Consider the following 21,999-nt stretch of genomic DNA (forward strand, 5'->3'; position numbering starts at 1 on the left):
GATGAACCTTCGCACCTTGCGTTCTTTGCACCAGCCCCCGCCACGCAAGCAGCGTAGCCGGCTCCGATTGCCGTTCCCGGGCCGCATGACGCTTGCCGCGCTTGGCGCGGCGCTGTTCTCGATCCTTTCGCCCGGCAAGGCGCATGCCGAATTCACCGTCTGCAACCAGACGCTCGACGTCGTCAATCTCGCCGTCGGACAGAAGGTCGACAATGCCGACCAGACGGACGGCTGGTGGACGATCGGCGCCAACCAGTGCGTCAACGTCATCCGCGAGGAACTGACCAACCGCTATATCTATCTCTACGCGACGGACGTCTTCGGCCACGCGATCCTCAACGGCTCGACCGAGATGTGCATCGACCGGCGGCGCTTCTCGATCCGCGGCATCGACGAGTGCTGGCAGCGCGGCCATATCGCGGCGCGCTTCGTCGAGGTCGACACGCTCGAGCAGGTGCGCTGGACCTATTTCCTGACCGGAAACAGCCCGTGACGCACGCGATCGACACGAGCTTCAGACAGAAGAAGCAGGCGCGCCTGGCCGCGCAACGGCGCAAGCTTTGGCGGCGGGCCCTTGCCGGCCTTGCCACGCTCGCAGTCGTCGCCTTAGCCACCGGCTTCTATCTGACCAGGGACTACTGGTCGTTCGGCGACGAGGACGAAGAGCTGCATCCCGTCGAGGACATGGAAGACGTGCCGCCCGACGCCTCGGTCTATGTGCCGGCGATCATCGATCTCGCCGGCGATCCGATGTGGATCACGCTGGCGCCCGATGCCGACACTGCGACAAAGGGCAAGACGGTAGCGCGTCCAGCCGAGCTCGACAGTTCCGGGGCTTCGCCGCAGATCGAAATCCTGTCCGACGTGATGCTGAGCGCCAGCGAAAAGTTCATGACGACGATCCCGTCGACGCAGGAGGATTTCGCCTTCTTCCAGGCACAGCGGCAGGCCGCTCCGAAGCCTTCGGCAACGGAGCCGGAAGATGCGCAACCGGCCCCACCCGCTCCGGCCGCGGCGCCGGACGATCAACAGGGCGATCCGCGAGGCGACCTGCAGAATGATCTCCAGGCGGCGCCGGACGAAAGCGATGCCGGCTCGGCGCCCAAGGCAGACGCCGACGATCCAGAGGCAGGCTGGGGCGAGACCATCGACCAGGGGGAGGCAGCACTCCCGGCTTTCACGAAAACCGCGATCGAGAACAACACGACCGTTGCGACCGTCGCCAGCGAATACCAGCGCTTCGAGGCGACCGAGGACACTTTCGTGAAGATCCTCAACGACCGCAGCCTGGACAGCGTGGCGCTCGACGCGCATTTCTCCGCCGACGACGCGAAGCTCGCTGGCGAAGCGCTGAAGACGCTGTTCAACCGCGACGGGCTGGAGCCCGGCTTTGTCGTGGCCATGCGCGGGTTCCGGCCGAATCGCGAGACGACGACCATGTCGCTGATGCAGGTCTCCATCTACGCGAGGAACGTCTATGTCGGCACGCTGACGCGCAATGCAGCCGGCGCCTTCGTGTCGGGCGTCGACCCCTGGGTGCGCGAGGACCTCTTCAACTATTCCGGCGCTTCCGACCAGGGCGGGCCCAAGCGGCAGTACCGCCTGCTCGACGCGATCTACTCGACCGCGGCGCGCAACAAGGTGCCGACCAGCGTCATCGGCGAGGCGATCATGTATCTGTCGCGGGGACAGGACCTCGACGCCTTCGCCAGCGAGGACCAGCGCCTGGTGCTGATCTATTCGCAGACGCCGCGCGGCCAGGGCGAGATTTCGGGACGGGTGCTCTATGTCGGCGTCCAGGGCACGGACAAGAGCCTCGACTGTTTCGTCTTCCAGCAGAGCGACGGCCAGTTTGCCTGTGTGACCGGCGACGACCAGGTCCGCTCGCTGACCGTCACCAACGGCATGGTCACGCCGGTCGCCGGGGTGATGACCTCGACCTTCGGCCCGCGCAAGCACCCGATCCTCGGCACGGTTCGAATCCACAAGGGCGTCGACTGGGCGGCGCCGGTCGGCACGCCGATCATGGCCGCCTTCGACGGCGAGATCTCGTTCCAGGGCGATGGCGGCAGCTATGGCAATCTGGTGAAGATCACGCATGCCAACGGCCGCGAGACGCGCTACGCGCATATGCAGAAATTCGCCATCGCCAGCGGCGTCGGCACCAAAGTGAAAGCTGGCGACGTCATCGGCTATATCGGCACAACGGGGCTTTCGACCGGCCCGCATCTGCATTTCGAGCTCTACCAGAACGGCGAGGCGATCGACCCGCTGGGCACGGTCACCTCGGTCGCTATCGCCGTGTCCGTCAGTTCCGGCGGCTCCGGCGATGCCGCGGTCGAGACGCTGACCGACCGGATCGTGCATGTCGAAAGCGGCGGCAGCGCGCGAGCCAAGAACCCGCTTTCCTCGGCAACCGGCGCCGGCCAGTTCATCTCCAAGACCTGGATCCGGATGATGAACACCTATCGGCCCGACCTCGCCCGCTCGCTGTCGACGGCCGATCTGCTTGCGCTTCGCTACGACGCCACGCTGTCACGTGAAATGGTGCGCAACCTGGCGCGCGAGGGCGAGGCCTATCTTCGCGCCCGCGGCCACCAGATCACCGCCGGACGCCTCTATCTTTGCCATTTCCTCGGCATGGAAGGGGCGCATCAGGTGCTGGCGGCGCCGGGTTCGTCGCAATTGACTGCGGTTCTCGGATCAGCCGTCATCCAGGCCAATCCGTTCCTTACCGGCAAGACCGCCAGTTATGTCGTGGACTGGGCCGAGCGGAAAATGGGGCAGAGAGCGCCGCGCGTGGTCACCGACCAGGGCCAGCCGACGACAACCACGACCGAAGTCCGGCAGACATCGCCGGAGTTCGAGAAATACAAGCAGGCGATCACCGCGTTGATAGGTTCGATTCAGGATACGCTGGAGCCCGGCTAGTTCTCGGTTCACCAAGCAACAGCGTTTTTCGACGCGCGGTGACTAGTTTGACGAACCTGCGCATGGACGGAAACCGCGCTGCCTGCCTGAATTGCGCCGCACCATCCACAAAATCTCCATTAGAATTCACTCATGTTATGGTGATCCGTAAACAAATATCGTTAACGGTTCGGGTAAGTGGCGAGGCTCGCATCTGAGGCTGGAACATTTCAGCGAATTCGACGTTGCCCGCCATGGTCAAAAAGCAATCCAACGACAACGGTTCATACTTCGAATTCGACGTCATGCGCGAAGCGTTCAAGCGCTGGGTCGACGAAGACAAGGTTCCTGAAGATCAATGGCGGCCGCGCGCAACGAAGCTGGTCCGTATCGTGACCGGAGACGATTATGTCGACCCCAACATAGTCGAATGGATCATGCGTAAAAAGCCCCAGCGCTGAAGGATCGGCGCTAATGCATGTCGCGCAAAAGTGAACTCGGTTTTGCGACAACGACATGCATCAAGTAACGACCTAAAGCGCGTCGCGTGAATCCGTTTCGACGCGACGCGCTTTAGGGCTTTGGCATGTACGCTGTACCAGCATGACCGAATATCAGGTTGCGCTAATATCGTGAATGAGTGGTAAATCGCTGCACGGTCCAATGCCGCGGAGGCTTCGGCTGTGCAAGACCGCCCGGCTTTGCGGTGGGCGGTGCACTCAAGAACCGATCGACGATGAGAGCTGGTCTGTCGGCAGCGCCCGCATCGGCAATTCGCTATGAACTGACTGGCCTGGGCCGGCCGCCCTATTGCGTCCTGATCCGCATTTCCACCCGGCGGTTGACCGGATCGTAGGGATTGGCGACGCGCGGATGCGACTTGCCCAGGCCGATCGGCTCGAGCCGGGTAGATTGAACGCCGTTCGCCGCCAGGAAGGCCGCCACCGATTGCGCCCTTCGCTGCGACAGGTCCTGGTTGTAGCGATCCGTACCGGTCGCGTCGGTGTGGCCTTCGACGACGAAGCTGAACGTGCTCAGCCGGTTGTCCTTCAGCGCCTTGGCGAATTCGTCCAGTTCCGTGCGCGCGGTCTGGTCGAGCTGGGCCGAATCCAGGGCAAAATTGATCATCATGTCGAGACCGGCCTTTTGAGGCGGCGCCTCGTTCTTCTCGGCCTTGCTCTTGCACTCTTCCTCGGTGCCGACGCAGATGCCGCGTGACGCGCCAAGATTACCCTGGCCGGCGAAGTATTTTACGATGTCTTCCGATTTCTGAAGCGGATCGGCGTAAACGTGCGTTGAAAAAAGCACGGTCGCCAATGCCAAGGCTGAGCTGCCCCACCGCATGACCGTCTCTCCTGTTTGAGCGGGTTTCGCTGGCGCGGACCATATCAAATCTTGAAACGATTGTCTGTGACCAAGCGCACGTTGCCAACGGCCACCACCTGCTAGAAGCTAAGGCTTGACCGGCTCTCGGCTAAAGGCTTGAGTGCTTGTCAGCTGGCTCTCGGGGTGTGGCAGCCATGGCCAACGAACTCGGATACAGAACCGCAAGGGATCTGTTTCTTGCCTGTCCCGCGATCGCCCGGGACATGAAATTGCCTGCCGCCAACCAACCCCCGCTGGAATTCTGCCGCGCCCTGCTCGCCGGACGCGTGCCGGAGGAGGCTGTCACGTTCTGCGCCTATCTCCTGCCCGATCGCGCCGCGGTCTGGTGGGGGCATGAATGCCTGAGCCATCTCTCAGAACTCCTTGCCGATAGGGACCTCGAATTGCTGGCGCTCGTCAACGATTGGGTCGGCGAGCCCGGCAATCCCCGCCATCGAGCGGCGCTCAGCAGTGCCGTCGATCCGTCGCCAGCGACGCCGGCTGCATGGATCGCGCTGTCGGCGGCATGGCGTGACCCGGCCTTCGACATGCTATCGACCGGATTTCCCGCCGCCCACGCCGTCAACGCCGGGATCCTGGCGGGGCTGGCGCGCGTCTCGACCGCGGACCGCTTTGGCGTGCTTTCCGCCTTCGTCGACATGGGCATCCAGATGGTGGAGATGGAGGCGCAGCGGCAATCTGTCGACGCGTATTAGGGGGTTTCCGGGCTCACTGGCAGCCATCTTGCGCCCACCTGGCCAAAGCGACCTTGAAGCGGGTACCAAGCGGATGTTGCAGGCGCAGGACGGAGACGTCATTGGCGGCGAAATTCTTCGCCTGCTCGCAGAGGCGGGTCTCATTCCACTCGTGGCAGCCGTCGCAGTGCTTGCCCTGCCAGACCGACTTGTCGAGGCCTTCGACCGGACTGAAAAGCGGTTCCCCCTTGATCAATTGGGCTATGCTCTTGCCGTCGATCGCCGGGTCGCCGAACTTGACCGGGCGATCGAAAAGGATCGGGCCGTCCGTCTCCAACTTCGGAATCTTTTCGCGCAGCGCATTGAGCGCAAGCTGGTCGTCGGTCTGGCCGGACGCGGCGCCGGTGTTGCGCGTCTCGGAGCGCGCTTCGGCCTGCGGCGCGCTTGCCTCGCCGACGATCAGCGGCGCATTGAGATCGACCCTGTGCAGGACGACCTCGGTGGTCAGCGAGACGTTGATCCAGGGGCGCTGCTTGCCGGCGGTGGCCTTGAAGACGTCGCTGGTCACCCTGTTCATCGCTTCGGTGATGGAGACGTTGGATTCGCCGACATGCTGGAGCAGCGCCGTGGTGAAGGGCGAGTGGTCGCCCGACCCGTCATAGGCAAGCTGGTTCGGGCTGGCGGCGAAGGCGACCAGCGTGCCGGCGCCGCCATTCTCGATCGGGATTTCGGCAAGGCCGCTGCTTGCGCCTTTGATGCCGGCGGCCTTCGCCAGCACCTCGGCAAGCGGGTTGTCCCGGCATGCGTCCAGGAAAACCAGTCTTATGCTCGTCTCGCGCGACATCTGGCGCAGGATGAAATCGACCGAGACGGCCTCGAAATCGAGCGAGGTCTCGTCCTCGAGCGCGGCATCGACGGGAAGCAAATAATTCTTGCCGGAGACCTGCAGGCCATGGCCGGCATAGAAGAAAAGCGCGATGTCGGCGCCCCGCACCTGCTTGGCGAACTGCGCGACCGTAGCCTGTGTCTGCTGCTTGGTGAGGTCGAAGCCGGAGACCACCTCGAAGCCGAGGTCCTTGAGCCGATCGGCCATGGCCTGCGCATCCCGCGCCGGATTGAGGAGCGGCGCCGCGTGCTGGTACTGCGAGTTGCCGAGCACCAACGCAATCCGCCGCTCGGCGTTCGCGGCCGTCAACGTTAGGAGCAAGGCCAGCGCCACAAGCACAGCGGCGCGAAACACGTCACCGCAAAAGGCGATTGGAGCGGAACTCACCGCCACCTCAATTGGCGAGCTTGCTTGCGGAGAATTCGATCCGCCGGTTGAGCGCCTTGTTCTTGGGCGTATCGTTGGCGGCGACAGGCTTGTCCTCGCCATAGCCGGCCGAGCTGATCTGGTTGCGCGGGACGCCGTCCGCAACCAAAGCATCGGCGACCGCCTGGGCGCGCCGTTCGGAGAGCGCTTTGTTCGCCTCGGGCGATCCGTCGGAATCGGTGTAGCCGGACACCTCGACCTTGAGGGCCGGGCATTTGCCGACGACACCTTCCACCTCAGCCAGCAGCGGACGGCTCTTCGCGTCGAGCCTTGCGCTCGCCTGACGGAAATAGATGGCGCCGGTGCGCGAGAGCACGGCAAACCGGTTGAGGCACTCCTCGTCACTGAAATTGGCTTTCGCGGCATCGGTGGCGACGGGGCCGACCTCGGCGGTGCTGGCCGCGACGGTCTGCACGGCGGCCGGCTTGCCGCCGTCGGCGGTGAAGACGAAATCGAACGACACCGAAGCGGTCGGCACGATGTTGGTCACGTTCGCCGCCTGCTGCAATTTGTCGATGTTGGGCAAGAGCCCGAAATCCTCGACATGGACCGCGACGGGCGCCTCCGAAGCGACGGAAACCTGGGTGTCGCTGATCATGGTGACGACGACGCTTGCCTCTAGATCCTTGTCGACGCCATGCAGGCTGAGGCGGAACGGCAATGTCGTCTTCACCCGGCGCTTGGTCGGCAGGTCGGCGAACGCCGCGGGATCTACTTTCGCCGCCACCTCGGCCGTTGGATAGGCGAAGGTCTCGAAAAACAGGAAGCGCATGCGGACATTGCGCAGGTCGACGCCCGTGTCGACGGAATTGAGGTCGAAGCTGATCTTGGCATCGCCGGCGGAACTCAGAGTGCCGGTGATGTTCCTGATCTTGTTGGTCTCGACGATCGTGTTCTTCTTGACCGACTGGTAGGTGAGCACCGAAGCGGACGGATCGAGCGTCCAGTTGGGCGCGGCGCTCGCAGCCTGCGATCCGAAGACCAGCAGCGCGGCAACGATCAAGCCAAAAGCCGCGGCCTTGGTTAGCATTTTTCGCCAGAATGCAACGACTTCGAACATGGAACGCCCCCGCCAGGACAACCCGATCTCGATACCGGCGCGTGGCAGGAGCATAGAGCACTTGCCCTTGCTTGGCGAGCGGTTCCATCGGGAAGCGAGAAAGGTGGCGCCAGTCGCCACACGTCGAAAAAAGCATCGCGCGTCGAGGACGCTATCACCACCCGCCACCGCCACCGCCACCGTTGCCGCCACCACCTATTGGCGCAATGACGGGTACGGTTTCGTTCTTGACCGGTTTGACAATCTTCTTGGCGGTCACTTTTTTCTGCTTGACCACCTTCGGGGTCGTCGTCACGCGAACGTGCTTGGTACGATGTTTCGTTGTCGGCGCCGGCTCGACGCTGGGCGCCATAGTCGTGCACCCTGCAACCGCAAAGGATAGGAATGTTGCGATGACCGCCTGCTTCAATGCCCTGCCCACCATTGCCTCCCTTGTTGATCAGAACAGGTCCCGACGCGGATTGGCTTGCTCCCAGACGGCTCTAGCCGTCTTGATCAATTGGTCATCGACCGAGCCGCCGGCAGGGATTTTCGATTTGAGTTCCGAGCGCAGTTGCTTGAGGGCCGCAGCTTTTGGCTTTGCGCCAAACTGCGCCAGCGTCGACCGAGCGCTCGGCAGTTCGTCGCGAAGATCGAGTCCTGCCGCGAACGCCAGATAGCGGACGGCGACCGCCTGATCGGATTTTTCGCCTTTCTGCATTTCGATAGCCGCGCGATCATATGCCGCCGAGTAGTCCCCACGGTCCGTCGCCAGTTCGAACAGCCTCTGCGCCTCGGCAGGATTCCGGTCCACACCATCACCGTCCCGGTACATACGCGCGAGGCTACCGGGTGCGTAAGGCTGGCCAAGATCCATCGCCATATTGAAAAGCGCCTGGGCCTGTTTGGTATCCTTCTCGACGCCGCGTCCGCTAAGATAATTGCGGCCGAGAATGTTCATCGAATACATGTCCTGGCGTTCGACGCCCGCCTTGAGGAAGGCTACGGCGCGAGCCGGGTCGGCGGGCACGCCATTGCGGCCTTCGGTGAAGATCGCGGCGAGATCGTTCATGGCATAGGTGTGGCCCATGGCTGCTGCCTTCAGCAGCAAGTCCAAGCCCTTGCCGGTATCGCGCTCAACGCCGAGACCGTTGAAAAGAGCACGGCCCCAGGCCGTCATGCCATAGGGATCACCCTTGTCGGACGCCTTGGCATAGAAGCCATTGGCTTTCTTGGGATCCACGGCCGTCCCTATGCCGGACGAGGCGATATAGCCAAGCTCGAACACCGCGCGGACATGTCCCTTGTCGGCGGCTTCCTCGATCGCCTTCTTGGCCTCGTCGACCTTGCCGGCGGCGAGCAGAGCGCGCCCGAGCTCGTAATGGAAGCGCGCGACATCGGGATAAGCCTTCACCGCCGCCTGGCAGGCCTCCACGGCTCCGGCGCCGATCTCGTTCGGCAACAGGCCGGGGACGACTCCCTGCAGGTCCAAAGGTTCGCCGGCCCGCGTGTCGCAAGGATCGACGCTCGGCGACAGCTTCATCGTTGCCGGCTTTGACGGTGTGTTGTCGGCTATGATGTCGAAGCCAACGATCAACGGTTTTGCGGCGCCTATCTGCGGTTCGTAGCGCAGTTTATCGACTTCATCGGCCATCAGGCTCGATTGCGGCGACAAGGTGCGATCCGGCAGGGACAGCGTTCCGGTTGCCGGATAGCTCGCGAGCTTCAGGCTGACGCCGGGATCCTTGGTCGGGACATCCAGTTTCAGCGGCACAGGGCCGACGCCGACAGGTATCTTGACGTCGCGGTTGTCGATCGCTTCGGCGGCGCCGGCGATGTGGATGCCCCGCTCCACCACCTCCTGCTTCTGCTCGGACTCCAGCGAGGCCACAAGCTGCTTGCCCGCGGCGCCATCGCCGTTCTTGACCCGGAACACCAGTATGCCCTGCGATCCGCCGCCCCATTCGTCATGCGTCGCATAGGCCAGCATATCGACCTGATCCTCGGCGTCGGCGCCCTTCGGCACATCCATCTGAAGCCGCGGCAGATCCTTGCCCTCTATCGGCTCGCCCGTTGCGACCGGCTTGCCGTCCAGGATCAGGCGCCCCAGGGCCGGCGGCCTTTCGATGCTGATGCTGACGGCGCCGCCGTCGACATCGACGGGCACCGGCAGGTCGAGCGCGACCGGTCCGACGCCGGACGGCACGGTCTTCTCCAGCACCGGCGGCAAAGCCGGCCGATTGGCGCGGCGCATCAGCACCACCTCGTCGATCAGCGAGGAGTTCTCCCAAGGAACCTGCGCGCCCTTGGTGGCTTCGACCACATCGCGGCGCACGGCCGCCATCACCGAGCGTATCTCCTGGTTCGGCGCCAGGGCGCGGCGGGAGAAGGCGGATGAAAACGGACTGAGGTCGCCGGAGCCGTCATAGGCGACCGCGCCGGGCTCGGTGGCGAAGGCTATCAGCGTGTTCAGCGAACTTTTCACCTGCGCAAGGCCGGTGCCGCCGGCCGCGATCAACTGATCGCGCAGCCAGTAATCCTTGCGCGGGAACGGGTTGTTGCGGCAGGCATCGAGGATGATCACCTGGATCTTCGATTTGGCGCGCAATTGCTGCAGGACATCGTCGAGCTTGACCGCCTGGACCTCGATGTCGGCCGCAGCCTTGAGCGACGCATCGACCGGGATCAGGAAATTCTCGCCGCCAATCTGAAAGCCGTGTCCCGAATAGTAGACGACCGCAAGATCGGCGCCGTCCGCCGCCGCGAGATAATTGCGGAATTCCTTCTCGAACTGGAGCTTGGTCAGATCCTTGGCGACGAACACATCGAAGCCGGCCAGCCGGAACGTGTTCGACACGTCCTCCGCATCCTTGTCGGGATTCTTGAGGGCCGGGATTTCGCGGTATTCGGAATTGCCGATGACAAGCGCAACCCTTCGATCGGCATGCGCCTGCACCGTCGTGAGGCCCACGAGGATCAAGGCTGCAATCAGCGCGCAGCGTCGCAGCATGGCAAAATCCTTAACCGCTATGACCTGTCGGCCACAAGAACGCAGCTTGCGACGCGGAGGTCTGTTAAAGAGTTCACAATCCGCCCAGGCAGGATGGAACCCTTGCACTAACGACAGGATGCATGCGTATCGTCCAATCCGCCTGAGATTACCGCAGGCGCTTCGGCACCGCAACGACAGAACGGATTCGCAACAACGAACCGTATCGCGATCATCGACGTGCTCCCAGCCCGACCATTGCCTCCGCGCCGCACTGCGCGTTTATTAAAAGCGCCGAAAGCAGCAACCCGAGAACCAGATGCTGATAGAGACGAAGCTCCAGCCGCCTCATTTGCGCGACGCCCTGGTCCGGAGGCCGCGGCTGCTGCGCACGCTGGACGCCGCGACGGCGGGTAAGCTGACGGTGGTGACGTCGCCTGCCGGTTTCGGCAAATCGACCCTGCTCTCGCAATGGGCGGCCGGCATATCCGGCGGCATCGCCCAGGTCGCCTGGCTGTCGATCGACCGGCTGGACAATGATCTCGCCCGCTTCCTTAAATATCTTGCCGCCGCCTTCCACCGCGTCGACCCCGATATTGCCGGCAACGCGGAATCGCTGATCGACTCCAGCCCGGTGACGCCGGTCGATTCCATCCTCACCGCCATCATCAACCAATTGTCGCGCCGCGCCGCGCCGATCTACCTCGTTCTCGACGACGCCCATCTGATCGTCTCCGGCGAGATCGCCGCCTGCATCAACATGCTGGTCGCCTATGCGCCGCCGGCCTTGCGCATCGTGCTCGCAACCCGCGGCGAGCTGCCGCTCGAGCTCGCCCATATGAAGATGAAGGGGCATGTCGTCAGCCTCGGCGACAGCGACCTGCGCTTTTCGCTCGAGGAGACCGAGGACTATCTTGCCAATGTCTGCGGCCTCGACCTCGCCGTCTCGGCCGTGGTGGCGCTCCATCACAAGACCGAAGGCTGGCCGGCCGGCCTGCAGCTGGCCGCATTGGCGCTGGCGCATGAGGGCTCGAGAGAAGCCTTCATTGCCGAATTTTCCGGCAGCCAGCGCGACGTGGCGATGTTCCTGACCCACGACGTGCTCGCCCGGCAGGCGCCCGAAATCCAGGATTTCCTGCTCAGGACCTCGATCCTCGACCGCTTCTGCCTGGGCCTCGTCGAGGCGGTCTGTCCCGGACGGGACTGCGCCTCGGCACTGGCGACCATCGAGCACTCGAACCTTTTCCTGATCGCGCTCGATTCCTCCGGACAATGGTTCCGCTATCACCACCTGTTCTCCGAATTCCTGCGCAACAGGCTGGATGCCTGGGCGCCGGAGGCACGCAGGGACCTGCATCGCGCCGCAGCCGCCTGGCTGGCGGCCCGGGGCCATATCTCCGACGCGGTCGACCACGCGCTTGCCAGCGGCGATGCCGACCATGCGGCGCGCCTGGTCGAGGAATGCGCCATGCCGCTCACCATGCAGGGCCACATCCCCAAGCTGACCGAGTGGCTGAACCAGCTTCCCCCGGACCTCATCGCCGCCCGCCCTCGCCTGCTGCTTGCCCGTGTCTGGGCGCAGTTCCACATGAGCCGGCCGCGCCAGGCGGTCCGCATCCTCAAACAGGCCAAAATCCTGGTCGGGCAGCTTTCCGAGCGCGGCGAGATCGACCGCGCGACCACCCGCTCGCTCAAGGCCGAATTGCAGACGCTGACGGCCGGCGTCGTCAGCGCCACCGACCGCTCCCGCACCGCGATCCGCGTCGCCTCGCGCTGGCTGGCGGACTTTCCCGAAGACGAGCCTTTCGCACGCGGCACGCTCGCCAATATCTGCGCCTTCAGCCACTATTCGCTCGGCGAGCTAGACGCCGCGCGGCTGCGCAGCCTCGCGGCGCGCGACCATCACGCGGCCGCCAATTCCGTCTTCGGCATCGTCTATTGCGACCTGTTGCTGGGGCTGGTCGAGATCTCCGCCGGCAACCTCGCCGAGGCCCACCAGTTGCTCGACCGCGCCTGCCGGCTCGCCCGAGAGCGCCTCGGGTCCGGTTCCTACACGGAAGCGATGACGGCGATCTTCCATGTCGAGCTCGCCTATGAATGGAACGACCTGCAGGGTGCCGAGCGCATCCTGCACCAGCACCGGCAGATCATCGAGGAATGCGGGCTCGTCGTGCACGAGATGGCGTGCAAGCTGCATCTGGCGCGCCTCTCCGCCGCGCATGGGCGGCATGACGAGGCCATCGTCTTCCTCGAACGCGCCGAACGGCTGGGCATCGAAAAGCGCTACCGCCGGCTGACGGCCGCCGCGCTGAACGAGCGGGTGCGGCTGCTGTTGTCGCGCGGCGACGTCCGTGCCGCGCGGCTGGCGCTGCGCTCGCGCGGCATCGAGCCTTCGGCCGAAAGCCGGCCCGCGCCAATCCATCCGCTCGACGAATATGCCCATATCGGCGCCGCGCGCGTGCTGATCGCCGAGGGCCACCCGGCGAAGGCCATCGCCGTGCTCGACCGTATTGCCGAACGCATGCGGCGCGATGGCCGCCTGCGCGGCTTCATGCAGGTGCGGGCACTTGTCGCGATCGCCGCGCACAGCGCGGGCGAAACGCTGCTGGCGCTGGCGGCGGCGGTCGACGTCGTCACCCTGGCGCTGCCACAGAACGCATTGCGCTCGCTGATCGATGAGGGCTTGCCGATGCGCGAGGTGCTCGAATTCGCCCGGGCACGAATTCCAGCCTGGTCGCGCAATTCCAGCACTGCCACCTTTGTCGACACGCTTCTGCGCGAACTGGGCAAGACCGCGCCCGAACGCGCGCGCCCGATTGCAATCGCTGGCAGGAAGCAGATGCTGAGCAGCAAGGAAACCGATGTCGCCGCCCTGCTTCTGCGCGCCTACACAAACCGCCAGTTGGCCGAGACGCTGTCCATGGCGCCCGACACCGTGAAATGGCACCTGAAGAACATATTCGGCAAGCTCGGCGTCTCAAGCCGGACGGAAGCCGTCCTCAAGCTGAAGGAAATCGGGCTCGACGCCGCCACGGAGCGGCAATTGGCGGGATAGAGCGGGTCACCGTTTCACGGAAACGGTGACCCGCTCTATCCCTTTAATTTTACGCAATTCCGTACGGAAAACCGTCCACACTTTTCCTGGAATTGCTCTAACCACCCGAAAGGGTGGGCTCAAAAAGACCACCCATTACCCGAAGGTGTCGGGACAGCGCTAATGTAGCGGGCCATCATCCGGTCGAAATACGCTGGGTGGGAGCCGCATGGCGACGGGTTTCGTTTTTCACGAACTTTATCTTTGGCACAACACCTGGAACTGGAACCAGGTCTTTCCGCCGAGCCTGACGGTTCAGCCCGGCACCCATGCCGAAAATCCCGAGACCAAGCGGCGTCTGCGCAACCTGTTGGAAGTGAGCGGCATCCTTGACCATCTGGTCGCCATCAAGCCGCGGCGCGCCACTGTCGAGGAACTGTCGCGGGTCCACACGCCGGCGCATATCGCCAGGATCAGGGAGATCAGCGACCGTGGTTATGGCGACGCCAGCTTGCTGACGCCGCTCGGCGCCGGCAGCTATGAAATCGCACTCCTGGCAGCCGGCGGCGCCATCAAGGCGATGGAGGCCGTCATCACGGGCCAGGTGGACAACGCCTATGCGCTGATCCGTCCGCCGGGCCATCACGCCACCGCCGATGTCGGCATGGGCTTCTGCCTGTTCTCGAATGCGGCGATCGCCATCCGCCATGCGCAGCAGCTGCACGGCCTCACCCGCATCGCGACCGTCGACTGGGACGTGCATCACGGCAACGGCACGCAGGCGATCTTCTACGACGATCCGAGCGTGCTTTCGATCTCGCTGCACCAGGACAATCTGTTCCCGGCCAATTCCGGCGCGATCGGCGAAAATGGCGAGGGCAAGGGCAAGGGCTTCAACATCAACGTGCCGCTGCCCCCGGGGTCTGGTCCCGGCGCTTACGCTGCGGCGTTCGAGCGCGTGGTGATCCCGGCGCTGACGCGCTTCAAGCCGGAGCTGATCGTGGTGCCCTCGGGCTTCGACGCTTCCGGCGTCGATCCGATGGGGCGCATGCTGATGAATTCCAGCGGCTACCGCAGGCTGGCGCGCATGCTGCTCGACGCGGCGCGCGAGCTGTGCGGCGGGCGCCTGGTGATGACGCATGAGGGCGGCTACTCCGAAATGTACGTGCCCTACTGCGGCCTGGCCGTGATCGAGGAGCTTTGCGGACACCGTACGGGCGTCGAGGACCCGTGGGATCAACTGATGGGACAATGGGGTGGAATGTCGGCGCAGCCGCATCAGACGGCGATCATCGACCGGGCGGCCGAACTGGTCAAAAACATAAACTGACAAAAACCTATAAGGGGAATCGAGATGAAGCGCAGTTCGAAACTCACCACGCCGAATGTGGTTGCCGGCTCTCGCCGCAACTTCCTGATCAAGGGCGGACTTGCGACCGCCGCGACGCTGACCGGCATGCCGGCCATGCTGTTTGCGATGAACAACGAGGCGCGCGCCGAAGGCGACCCGATCCCGGTCGGCCAGTGCGGGCCGACCACCGACTTCGCCGCGCCCGACGGGATAGAGTTCAAGAACGGCCTGACGCTCGCCTGCGAGGAGATCAACGCGCTGGGCGGCATCCTCGGCCGGCCGCTCGAACCTTCCTTCGAGGACACCGCGCAGATGGGCGACGCCACCAACGTGCAGGCGGCGCAGCGCCTCGTCGACCGGCATGGCGTGCACGCCATCCTCAACGGCTACAATATCGGCTCGGGCGCCGCGATCCAGGAGGTCGCCGCCGACAACGGCATCATCTACGTCCACTACGACACCACGATCGGCCACAACAATCTGGTGAAGTCCAACCCGGACCGCTACTGGGGCTCGTTCCAGGGCGACCCTGCCGAATACTGGTACGGTCCCGGCTTCCTGAAGTTCCTGCAGGGACTGGAGGAGAACGGCGAGTGGAAGCGCAAGAACAACAAGATGGCGGTGATCCTGTCGGCCGGCGTCTATGCCTCCAACATCGCCAACGCCGTCAAGGAGCAGGCCAAGAGCTATGGTTGGGATATAAGCCTGTTCGAGACCGTCAGCGTGCCCGCTTCGGAATGGGGACCGACGCTGGCCAAGATCCGCCAGGATCCGCCAGCGGTGATCTGCATCACCCACTTCCTGCCTGCCGATCTCGGGCAGTTCGCGCTGCAGTTCGCCTCCAACCCGACGCCGAGCCTGGTCTATATGCAATACGGCCCGTCGATCCCGGCCTTCCGCGATATCGCCAAGGAGGCGGCCAACGGCATCATCTACGCGACCGTCGTCGGCGCGCTGCAGGACGAGATCGGCACCGCCTTCGAGAAGCGCTACAAGGAAAAGTTCGGCCCGAACGCAGGCCACAATTCCGGCGCGCAGCCCTATGACGGCGCCTATGTCTGGGCGACTGCCGCGGCGCTTGCCGGCGGCACGGGCGAACCCGGCAACAACGACCAGAACCGCAAGGTCGCGGCCCGGATGAGCGCGATGATATGGCGCGGCGTCACCGGCACGACCCGTTTCATGCCGCTCGAAAACGCCGCCTACACCTATCCGACCCAGGTCAACGATTCATCGCTCGGCATGCCGCATCAATTCCTGCAGATCCAGGACTACACCAAGGGTCCCGGCCTGATCGCGCCGGCCCCTTACGGCACGACCAAGTTCATGATGCCGCCATGGATCAAGGCCTAGCCGGATGACGGGAGACGCCGCCGCGACGCCATTGCTGTCGTGCAGGCATGTCGGCAAGTCCTTCGGCGCGCTCGCGGCCGTCCGCGATCTGTCCTTCGATGTCGGGGCTGGAGAAATCCTCGGCATCGGCGGACCGAACGGCGCTGGCAAGACGACGCTGTTCGAGGTGATATCGGGGCTGAACCCGGCCACCACCGGCGCGATCGTGCTCGACAGCCAGGACATCACCGGGCATGCGCCCGAGCAGATCTGCCATGCCGGCGTTGCCCGAACCTTCCAACTCAATGCCGGCTTCGACAGCATGACCGCGCGCGAGAACGTGCTGGTCGGCGCCTATTTCGGCCGAAGCAACCGGGCCGTGCCGACGCTGCGCGCCGGCCGCGCGGCGCATGAGGCCGCCGATGCCGCGCTTGAAATGCTGGGCATCGCCGACCGCGCCGACAAGGTCACCGGCAAGCTGCCGGTGCTTGACCGCAAGCTCTTGATGATGGCGAGCGCCATGGCGACGAAGCCGAAACTGCTGCTGATGGACGAGCCCGTCGGTGGCCTGACCGCACGCGAGGTCGACCGTGTGATGGACGCAGTGCGCGCCGTCAAGGCGGCGGGCGTCACCATCATCCTCATCGAGCATGTGATGCGCTTCCTGGTACGCCTCTCCGACCGCATCATGATCATGCATCACGGCGAAAAGATTTTCGAAGGCCTGCCGACAAAGCTTCTCGACGACCGCACCGTCGTCGACGTCTATCTCGGCCAGGGCGCCTCCGAGCGGCTGCGCTCCTTCATGGAATCCACGCATGGCTGAGGCGGCGCTCGAGATCGTCGACGCCAGCGCCGGCTATGCCGGCCGCATCGTGCTCGACGCCATCAAATTGTCGGCAAGGAAGGGCGAGCTCACCGCCATTGTCGGCCCCAACGGCCATGGCAAGAGCACCCTGCTCAAGGCGATTTCCGGACTGGTGCCGGTGACGTCGGGCGAGATCCGCCTCGACGGCCTGCGCATCGACCGCCTGCGCCCCGACCAGATCGTCGAACGCGGCGTCATCCAGGTTCCGCAGGGCGACCTGCTCTTTCCGGCGATGACCGTGCACGAGAACCTGCTGATGGGCGCCTACGCCAACAGCGGCGGACTGGCCGAGCGGCTCGACTTCGTCTTTGCGCTGCTGCCCAAGCTGAAGGAGCGTCGCAACCAGACCGCCGGCACGCTTTCAGGCGGCGAGCGGCGCATGTGCGGCATCGGCCGCGGCCTGATGGCGGGCGGCGAGGTGCTGATGCTTGACGAGCCCTCGCTGGGACTGGCGCCGATCGTCATCGAGCAGATCTACGAGGTCATCTTCAACCTAAGACGCGAGGGCCGCACCATTCTTCTGGTCGAGGAGAACGCCGAGCGGATCGCCGAGCATGCCGACATGATCCACCTGCTCGACAATGGCCGCATCGCCTGGTCGGGCCTGGGCGCGGAACTGATGGCGCGCCCGGAAATCGTCGAAACCTATCTCGGAGTGTGAGCGATGGACGTCCTGATCCAGATCGTCGCTTCCGGCCTGACGCTCGGCGCCATGTACGCGGTCGCCACCATCGGCCTGTCGCTGGTCTACGGCTCGCTCAACATGCTCAACATGGCGCACGGTGCCATCCTGACGCTCGGCGGCTATATCTGCTACGCGGCCATCGTCCATGCCGGCCTGCATCCGGTGCTCGCGCTTCTTGCCGCAGCATTCGTCTGCGCGCTGGTCGGGCTGCTGATCTATTTCAGCGCGGCGCTGCCGTTGCTCAGGGCCGAGAATTTCGAGACCAACATCTTCATCGCCACGATCGGCATCGGCAGCGTCATCGAGAACCTGATGCTGAAGGGTTTTGGACCCTATCCGATCCCGCAGCCGCTCGCGGTTGGCGGCCAGGTCGCCATCGGCAATGTGCACATACCGCTGCAGAACGTCTTCATCCTCGGCGTCGCCATCGTGCTGATGGTGGCGGTGGCAATCCTGCTGCAGCGCACCAGCGCCGGCCGCGCCATCCGCGCCACCTCGATGAACCGCGAAGCGGCGCAGCTTATGGGCGTCAGGGTCGGCCGCGTCTATGCGCAGGTGCTGGCGCTCTCCGGCGCGCTCGCCGCCGTTTCCGGCATCTTGATCAGCTCGATCGCCACGCTGACCCCGGTGATGGGCGGTGACCCGATGCTGAAAGCCTTCATCGTCTGCGTGGTCGCGGGGTTGGGCAATGTCTACGGCGCCGTGATCGCGGCGATCGCGCTTGGGCTGCTCGAGGCCGCCACCCAATATGTGCTCGGCGTGCGCTGGAGCTTCGCCACCTTGCTGCTTCTGGTCATCCTCGTGCTCATCTGGCGGCCCTACGGCCTGTTCGGCAAACAGCAGGTGGTGCGCCTATGACATCGATCCGCCGCGACATCCTGATCGGTATTATCTGCCTGGCTCTCGCCATCGCGCTGCCGCTCGCCATGCCCGGGCGCTACGTCATCACCCAGTCGACGCTGTTCTTCATCTGGGCGATCGTCGTGGTGCAGTGGAACCTCGTGCTCGGCATAGGCGGCATCTTCTCGCTGGCGCAGATGGCGCTGTTCGCCACCGGCGCCTACGCCACGGCGATGCTGGGCTTTTACTGGAAGGTGCCCATGCTTGCCGCCATCCCGATGGCGGGTGTCATTACCGTCGTGATGGGCCTGCTGATCGGCCTCGCCTGCCTGCGCCTGCGCGGCCCCTACGTGGCGCTGCTGACGCTGGCGATCGCGCAGGTCATGTATGTGCTCATCGTCAACGACACCGACTGCTTCACCACCGTCGGCGGCTGCATGCCGCTGTTCGGCGGCGTGCGCGGCATCGGCCAGTTCGGCGATATCGGGCTACGCGCGCTGTTCCCGTCGAAATGGTACATCGCCCACTATTATGTCGGGCTGGCGCTGCTGGCGGTCGCGGTGACGATTTCGATCGTCGTCATCCGGGGACCGCTCGGCCTGGCCTTCCGGGCGTTACGCGACAATCCGGGCTACGCCATGTCGCGCGGCATCAGCCGTTTCAAATACCAGCTGTGGATCTTCGCGGTCTCCGCCTTCTTCACCGGCATCGCCGGCGGCTTCTACGCCATCCATTTCCGCGTCGTCGGCCCGACGGTCTTTTCCTTCTCGACGCTGCTGTTCCTGATCGCGATGATCGTCATCGGCGGCCTGGGCTCGATATGGGGCCCCCTGCTCGGCGCCGCCGTGCTGATGCTGGCCGACGAAGGCATGCGGGAGTTGTCCGACTACCGCAACATCGGCCTTGGGCTGCTGCTGGCGGTCTTCGTCATCGCATGGCCGAACGGGCTGAACGGCTGGCTGCAGCGAAGCCGAACCAGCCGCAATTGACGACGGTTTTCATCGCCGCCATCGGCATTCGCGACGGCAAATGCGCGATCCCGACGATGACGCCCGGTCTGGACCGGGCATCCTCTGTCACGCTCACCCGCCTGGGCGGCATTTATTTCCCGGCGTAAGTCGGCTTGCCGTCCTCGCCCTTCTTCCATTCGTAGATGACATAGTCGGGGCGCGTGATATCGCCCTTGTCGTCATAGCCGATGTCGCCGATCGCCGTCTTCCACGGGCCGCCTGCCTTGATGGTCGCGGCGACCTTCTGCGCGTCGTCGGCCGAGCCCGCCTTGTTGATCGCGGCGGCGACGATCTGGACCGCCGCGTAGGAGTAGAGCGTGTAGGCTTCCGGCTCGAAACCCGAGGCACGGAACTTTTCGACGATGTCCTTTGCCGCGGGGTTTTTCCGCGGGTCCGGCGAGAAGGTGTTCAAGGTGCCGATAACCGAATCGCCGGCGATCGAGGCAAGCTCGTTCGAGACCATTCCATCGCCCGAGAACAGCGTCGCCTTCAGACCCTGATCCGCCGACTGGCGCATGATCAGGCCCGCCTCGGTGTGGAGACCGCCGAAATAGATCAGCGTGACGCCGGCCGCCTTCATCTTGGCGATGAGCGCGGAGAAATCCTTGTCGCCGACATTGATGCCTTCATACATCACCTCGGTGATGCCATCGGCGTTCAGATCCTTCTTGGCGACATCGACGAGGCCCTGGCCATAAGGCGTCTTGTCGTGGACGATGGCGATCTTGGCGTCCTTGAAATTCGCGGCGATATAGTCGCCCGCGACCTTGCCCTGCTGGTCGTCGCGGCCGCAGGTGCGGAAGGTGTTCCAAAGGCCGCGCTCGGTATATTGCGGATTGGTCGATGCCGGCGATACCTCGAGCACGCCGTTTTCGGTATAGACTTCCGAGGCGGGGATCGACACGCCCGAGTTGAAGTGGCCGACCACATATTTCACGCCGTCCGCGACGAATTTGTTGGCGACCGAAATGCCCTGCTTCGGATCGGAGACATCGTCGCCGATCTCGATCTTGATTTTCTGGCCGAGCACGCCGCCGGCCGCGTTGATGTCGGCGGCCGCTTGTTCGGCGCCTTTCTGGAACTGCGCGCCGAAAGCCGCGTTCGGACCGGTGATCGGCCCGGCGACGCCGATGACGATGTCCGCCCAGGCGTTGCCCGCGAAGGCGACAAGCGTGGCCACTGCTACCGCCGACAAAAGATATTTTTTCATATGAGACTCCCATTTTCGTGGTGGGCACTGGTTGCGGCTTCGATGCGATGCCCACGTCCGACGCATCGAGCTGACTTGAATTTGGGCGGGCCGGTTTTTGCCGTTGGGCAAGGTCAGGCCCAGGCGAGCGGGTCAGGACATGAGGCCGGAACAGGCCCCGTCACCAGAGATGTCTTGCCTTCAATCCGCACCCAAAATGCCCCGTCTTCAGGGCATATTGGCTGCAAGCGAAGTGGCATACGATGACCGTAAGACCCAGATTTGGTGATCGATTTTGCAATGTTTCGGGAATGCGTCGCTCGCCTGTTAATTCGCGGACGCATTGTCGCGCGGATCGGCGCCGGACGAGGCCTCGCGGCGGAACAAGGCCGGACTCTTGCCGGTCCATTTGTGGAACGCGCGGTGGAATGCGCTCGGCTCGGAAAAGCCGATGTCGGCGGCGAGATCGGCGACGCTGCGGCTGCCGTTGAGCAAGGCCTCCATCGCCAGGGCCCTGCGCATCTCGTCCTTGATCGAGCGATAGTTCTGGCCCTCGGACTGAAGCCTGCGACGCAAGGTCGGCACCTGCATGCGCATGCCGGCGGCAAGCCGCTCGAAGCTCGGCCACGCCGCCGGCGCAGTGGCGTGCAGGCGTCCGCGTATGGCCGCCGAGAGCCCCTCGTCATGGCGGTAGCGCACCAGAATGTTGGCTGGCGCCCTGCGCAGGAATTCGCGCAGCGCGCAGGCGTCGCGGATGACCGGCAGCTTCAGGAATTCGGCGTCGAAGACGAGGCGGCTTTCGGGCTGGTCGAAGCGCACCGGCGCGCCGAAGAACAGCCGGTAGTCGCTCCCCGTCGGCGGGATATCGCATTTGAAATCCACCCAGCGGATCGGGAGACGCCGGCCCACCAACCAGCAGTTCACGCCGTGGACGATGATCCAGAAGGTGCGATAGGCGAAGGCCGAGCGCAGCGGCCCGGAATCGCTCAGTCTGATTTCGGCGAGCCCATTGCCGACGGTCAGCTCGCCATGCGGATCGTCGAGCACGGCGCGCAGGAAGCGCAGGCCCCTGCGCAAAGCGTGTTCCAGCGTCTCGGTGGTGAGCAGCGCCTGGCAGAGCAGCGCGAAACTGCCGGCCCGCATCGGCCGGGCGCCTTCGCCGAAGAATTCGTCATCCATCTCCTGCGCGACGGCGTGCCAGAGCGCGCCATATTGTTCGGCCGAGATCGGCTCGGAAATCACCGGCGGCAGCCCGACGCGAGCCAGCAGAGGCTCCACCTCGACGTTGTGGCGGCGAAGGCATTCGAGCGTGTCGTCCATGAAACAGGGGGCGATCATCCGGCGCTGCATCGCGTAGGGCTCCGTCCTCCTTCTGCCTGC

General features: G+C 64.3%; 19 protein-coding genes. 12 read left to right on the forward strand and 7 right to left on the reverse strand.

Annotated elements, in window-relative coordinates; all coding sequences use genetic code 11:
- Position 1: 1 nt before the first annotated feature.
- The 3 genes from FJ418_RS03525 (at position 2) to FJ418_RS03535 (ending at position 3,371) form a co-directional block, all read left to right on the forward strand.
- Positions 2-493 (forward strand): DUF1036 domain-containing protein, encoded by a 492-nt coding sequence (locus tag FJ418_RS03525; RefSeq protein WP_140854323.1) that lies wholly within the window; start codon positions 2-4, stop codon positions 491-493.
- Complete coding sequence (locus FJ418_RS03530; RefSeq protein WP_140863617.1) at positions 490-2,931, forward strand: M23 family metallopeptidase; 2,442 nt, start codon at positions 490-492, stop codon at positions 2,929-2,931. Before FJ418_RS03525 ends, FJ418_RS03530 begins: the two co-directional genes overlap by 4 nt.
- A 224-nt stretch (positions 2,932-3,155) precedes the next feature.
- Complete coding sequence (locus FJ418_RS03535; protein WP_140643195.1) at positions 3,156-3,371, forward strand: hypothetical protein; 216 nt, start codon at positions 3,156-3,158, stop codon at positions 3,369-3,371.
- A gap of 346 nt (positions 3,372-3,717) precedes the next feature.
- On the opposite strand, the gene FJ418_RS03540 is transcribed toward FJ418_RS03535, so the two are convergent.
- On the reverse strand, positions 3,718-4,254 hold the full coding sequence (locus FJ418_RS03540; RefSeq protein ID WP_181166824.1) for an OmpA family protein: 537 nt from the start codon (positions 4,252-4,254) through the stop codon (positions 3,718-3,720).
- Between the two features lie 176 nt (positions 4,255-4,430).
- Between FJ418_RS03540 and FJ418_RS03545 the strand changes: the two genes are divergently transcribed.
- On the forward strand, positions 4,431-4,991 hold the full coding sequence (locus tag FJ418_RS03545) for a hypothetical protein (protein ID WP_246677249.1): 561 nt from the start codon (positions 4,431-4,433) through the stop codon (positions 4,989-4,991).
- Between the two features lie 13 nt (positions 4,992-5,004).
- On the opposite strand, the gene FJ418_RS03550 is transcribed toward FJ418_RS03545, so the two are convergent.
- The 4 genes from FJ418_RS03550 to FJ418_RS03565 form a co-directional block, all read right to left on the reverse strand.
- Positions 5,005-6,243, reverse strand: a complete 1,239-nt coding sequence (locus tag FJ418_RS03550; RefSeq protein WP_246682926.1) for a caspase domain-containing protein — start codon at positions 6,241-6,243, stop codon at positions 5,005-5,007.
- A gap of 7 nt (positions 6,244-6,250) precedes the next feature.
- The gene (locus tag FJ418_RS03555) at positions 6,251-7,342 is read right to left on the reverse strand and encodes an OmpA family protein (protein WP_140863621.1); all 1,092 of its coding nucleotides are present in this window, start codon (positions 7,340-7,342) and stop codon (positions 6,251-6,253) included.
- A 154-nt stretch (positions 7,343-7,496) separates the two neighbouring features.
- Complete coding sequence (locus FJ418_RS03560; protein WP_246672327.1) at positions 7,497-7,694, reverse strand: hypothetical protein; 198 nt, start codon at positions 7,692-7,694, stop codon at positions 7,497-7,499.
- Positions 7,695-7,781: 87 nt separating this feature from the next.
- On the reverse strand, positions 7,782-10,331 hold the full coding sequence (locus FJ418_RS03565; protein ID WP_140643205.1) for a caspase family protein: 2,550 nt from the start codon (positions 10,329-10,331) through the stop codon (positions 7,782-7,784).
- Positions 10,332-10,629: 298 nt separating this feature from the next.
- Here FJ418_RS03565 and FJ418_RS03570 point away from each other — a divergent pair, with 298 nt between their 5' ends.
- From FJ418_RS03570 to FJ418_RS32530, 8 genes are all read left to right on the forward strand, one after another.
- Entirely contained in the window at positions 10,630-13,365 is a 2,736-nt protein-coding gene (locus FJ418_RS03570) for a LuxR C-terminal-related transcriptional regulator (RefSeq protein WP_140863623.1), read from the forward strand.
- 208 nt (positions 13,366-13,573) lie between these two features.
- Positions 13,574-14,674 (forward strand): class II histone deacetylase, encoded by a 1,101-nt coding sequence (locus tag FJ418_RS03575; RefSeq protein WP_140863625.1) that lies wholly within the window; start codon positions 13,574-13,576, stop codon positions 14,672-14,674.
- 24 nt (positions 14,675-14,698) lie between these two features.
- The gene (locus tag FJ418_RS03580) at positions 14,699-16,048 is read left to right on the forward strand and encodes an ABC transporter substrate-binding protein (protein ID WP_246682927.1); all 1,350 of its coding nucleotides are present in this window, start codon (positions 14,699-14,701) and stop codon (positions 16,046-16,048) included.
- A gap of 4 nt (positions 16,049-16,052) precedes the next feature.
- Positions 16,053-16,853 (forward strand): ABC transporter ATP-binding protein, encoded by an 801-nt coding sequence (locus FJ418_RS03585; protein WP_140863627.1) that lies wholly within the window; start codon positions 16,053-16,055, stop codon positions 16,851-16,853.
- On the forward strand, positions 16,846-17,556 hold the full coding sequence (locus tag FJ418_RS03590) for an ABC transporter ATP-binding protein (RefSeq protein WP_140654700.1): 711 nt from the start codon (positions 16,846-16,848) through the stop codon (positions 17,554-17,556). The genes FJ418_RS03585 and FJ418_RS03590 overlap by 8 nt, the downstream gene beginning before the upstream one ends.
- A gap of 3 nt (positions 17,557-17,559) precedes the next feature.
- Entirely contained in the window at positions 17,560-18,438 is an 879-nt protein-coding gene (locus FJ418_RS03595; RefSeq protein ID WP_140863629.1) for a branched-chain amino acid ABC transporter permease, read from the forward strand.
- Positions 18,435-19,409, forward strand: coding sequence for a branched-chain amino acid ABC transporter permease (locus FJ418_RS03600; protein WP_140863632.1), 975 nt, complete (start codon positions 18,435-18,437; stop codon positions 19,407-19,409). Before FJ418_RS03595 ends, FJ418_RS03600 begins: the two co-directional genes overlap by 4 nt.
- On the forward strand, positions 19,406-19,537 hold the full coding sequence (locus FJ418_RS32530) for a hypothetical protein (RefSeq protein WP_281407556.1): 132 nt from the start codon (positions 19,406-19,408) through the stop codon (positions 19,535-19,537). The genes FJ418_RS03600 and FJ418_RS32530 overlap by 4 nt, the downstream gene beginning before the upstream one ends.
- Here FJ418_RS32530 and FJ418_RS03605 read toward each other — a convergent pair.
- Entirely contained in the window at positions 19,522-20,640 is a 1,119-nt protein-coding gene (locus tag FJ418_RS03605) for a branched-chain amino acid ABC transporter substrate-binding protein (RefSeq protein WP_140863634.1), read from the reverse strand. The two genes, FJ418_RS32530 and FJ418_RS03605, sit on opposite strands and share 16 nt — an antisense overlap.
- A gap of 306 nt (positions 20,641-20,946) precedes the next feature.
- Positions 20,947-21,969: an AraC family transcriptional regulator gene (locus FJ418_RS03610; protein WP_140863636.1), complete on the reverse strand. Its 1,023-nt coding sequence runs from the start codon at positions 21,967-21,969 to the stop codon at positions 20,947-20,949.
- Between the last annotated feature and the right edge of the window lie 30 nt (positions 21,970-21,999).

Source organism: Mesorhizobium sp. B2-8-3, from assembly GCF_006440815.1.
Taxonomy (GTDB): Bacteria; Pseudomonadota; Alphaproteobacteria; order Rhizobiales; family Rhizobiaceae; genus Mesorhizobium.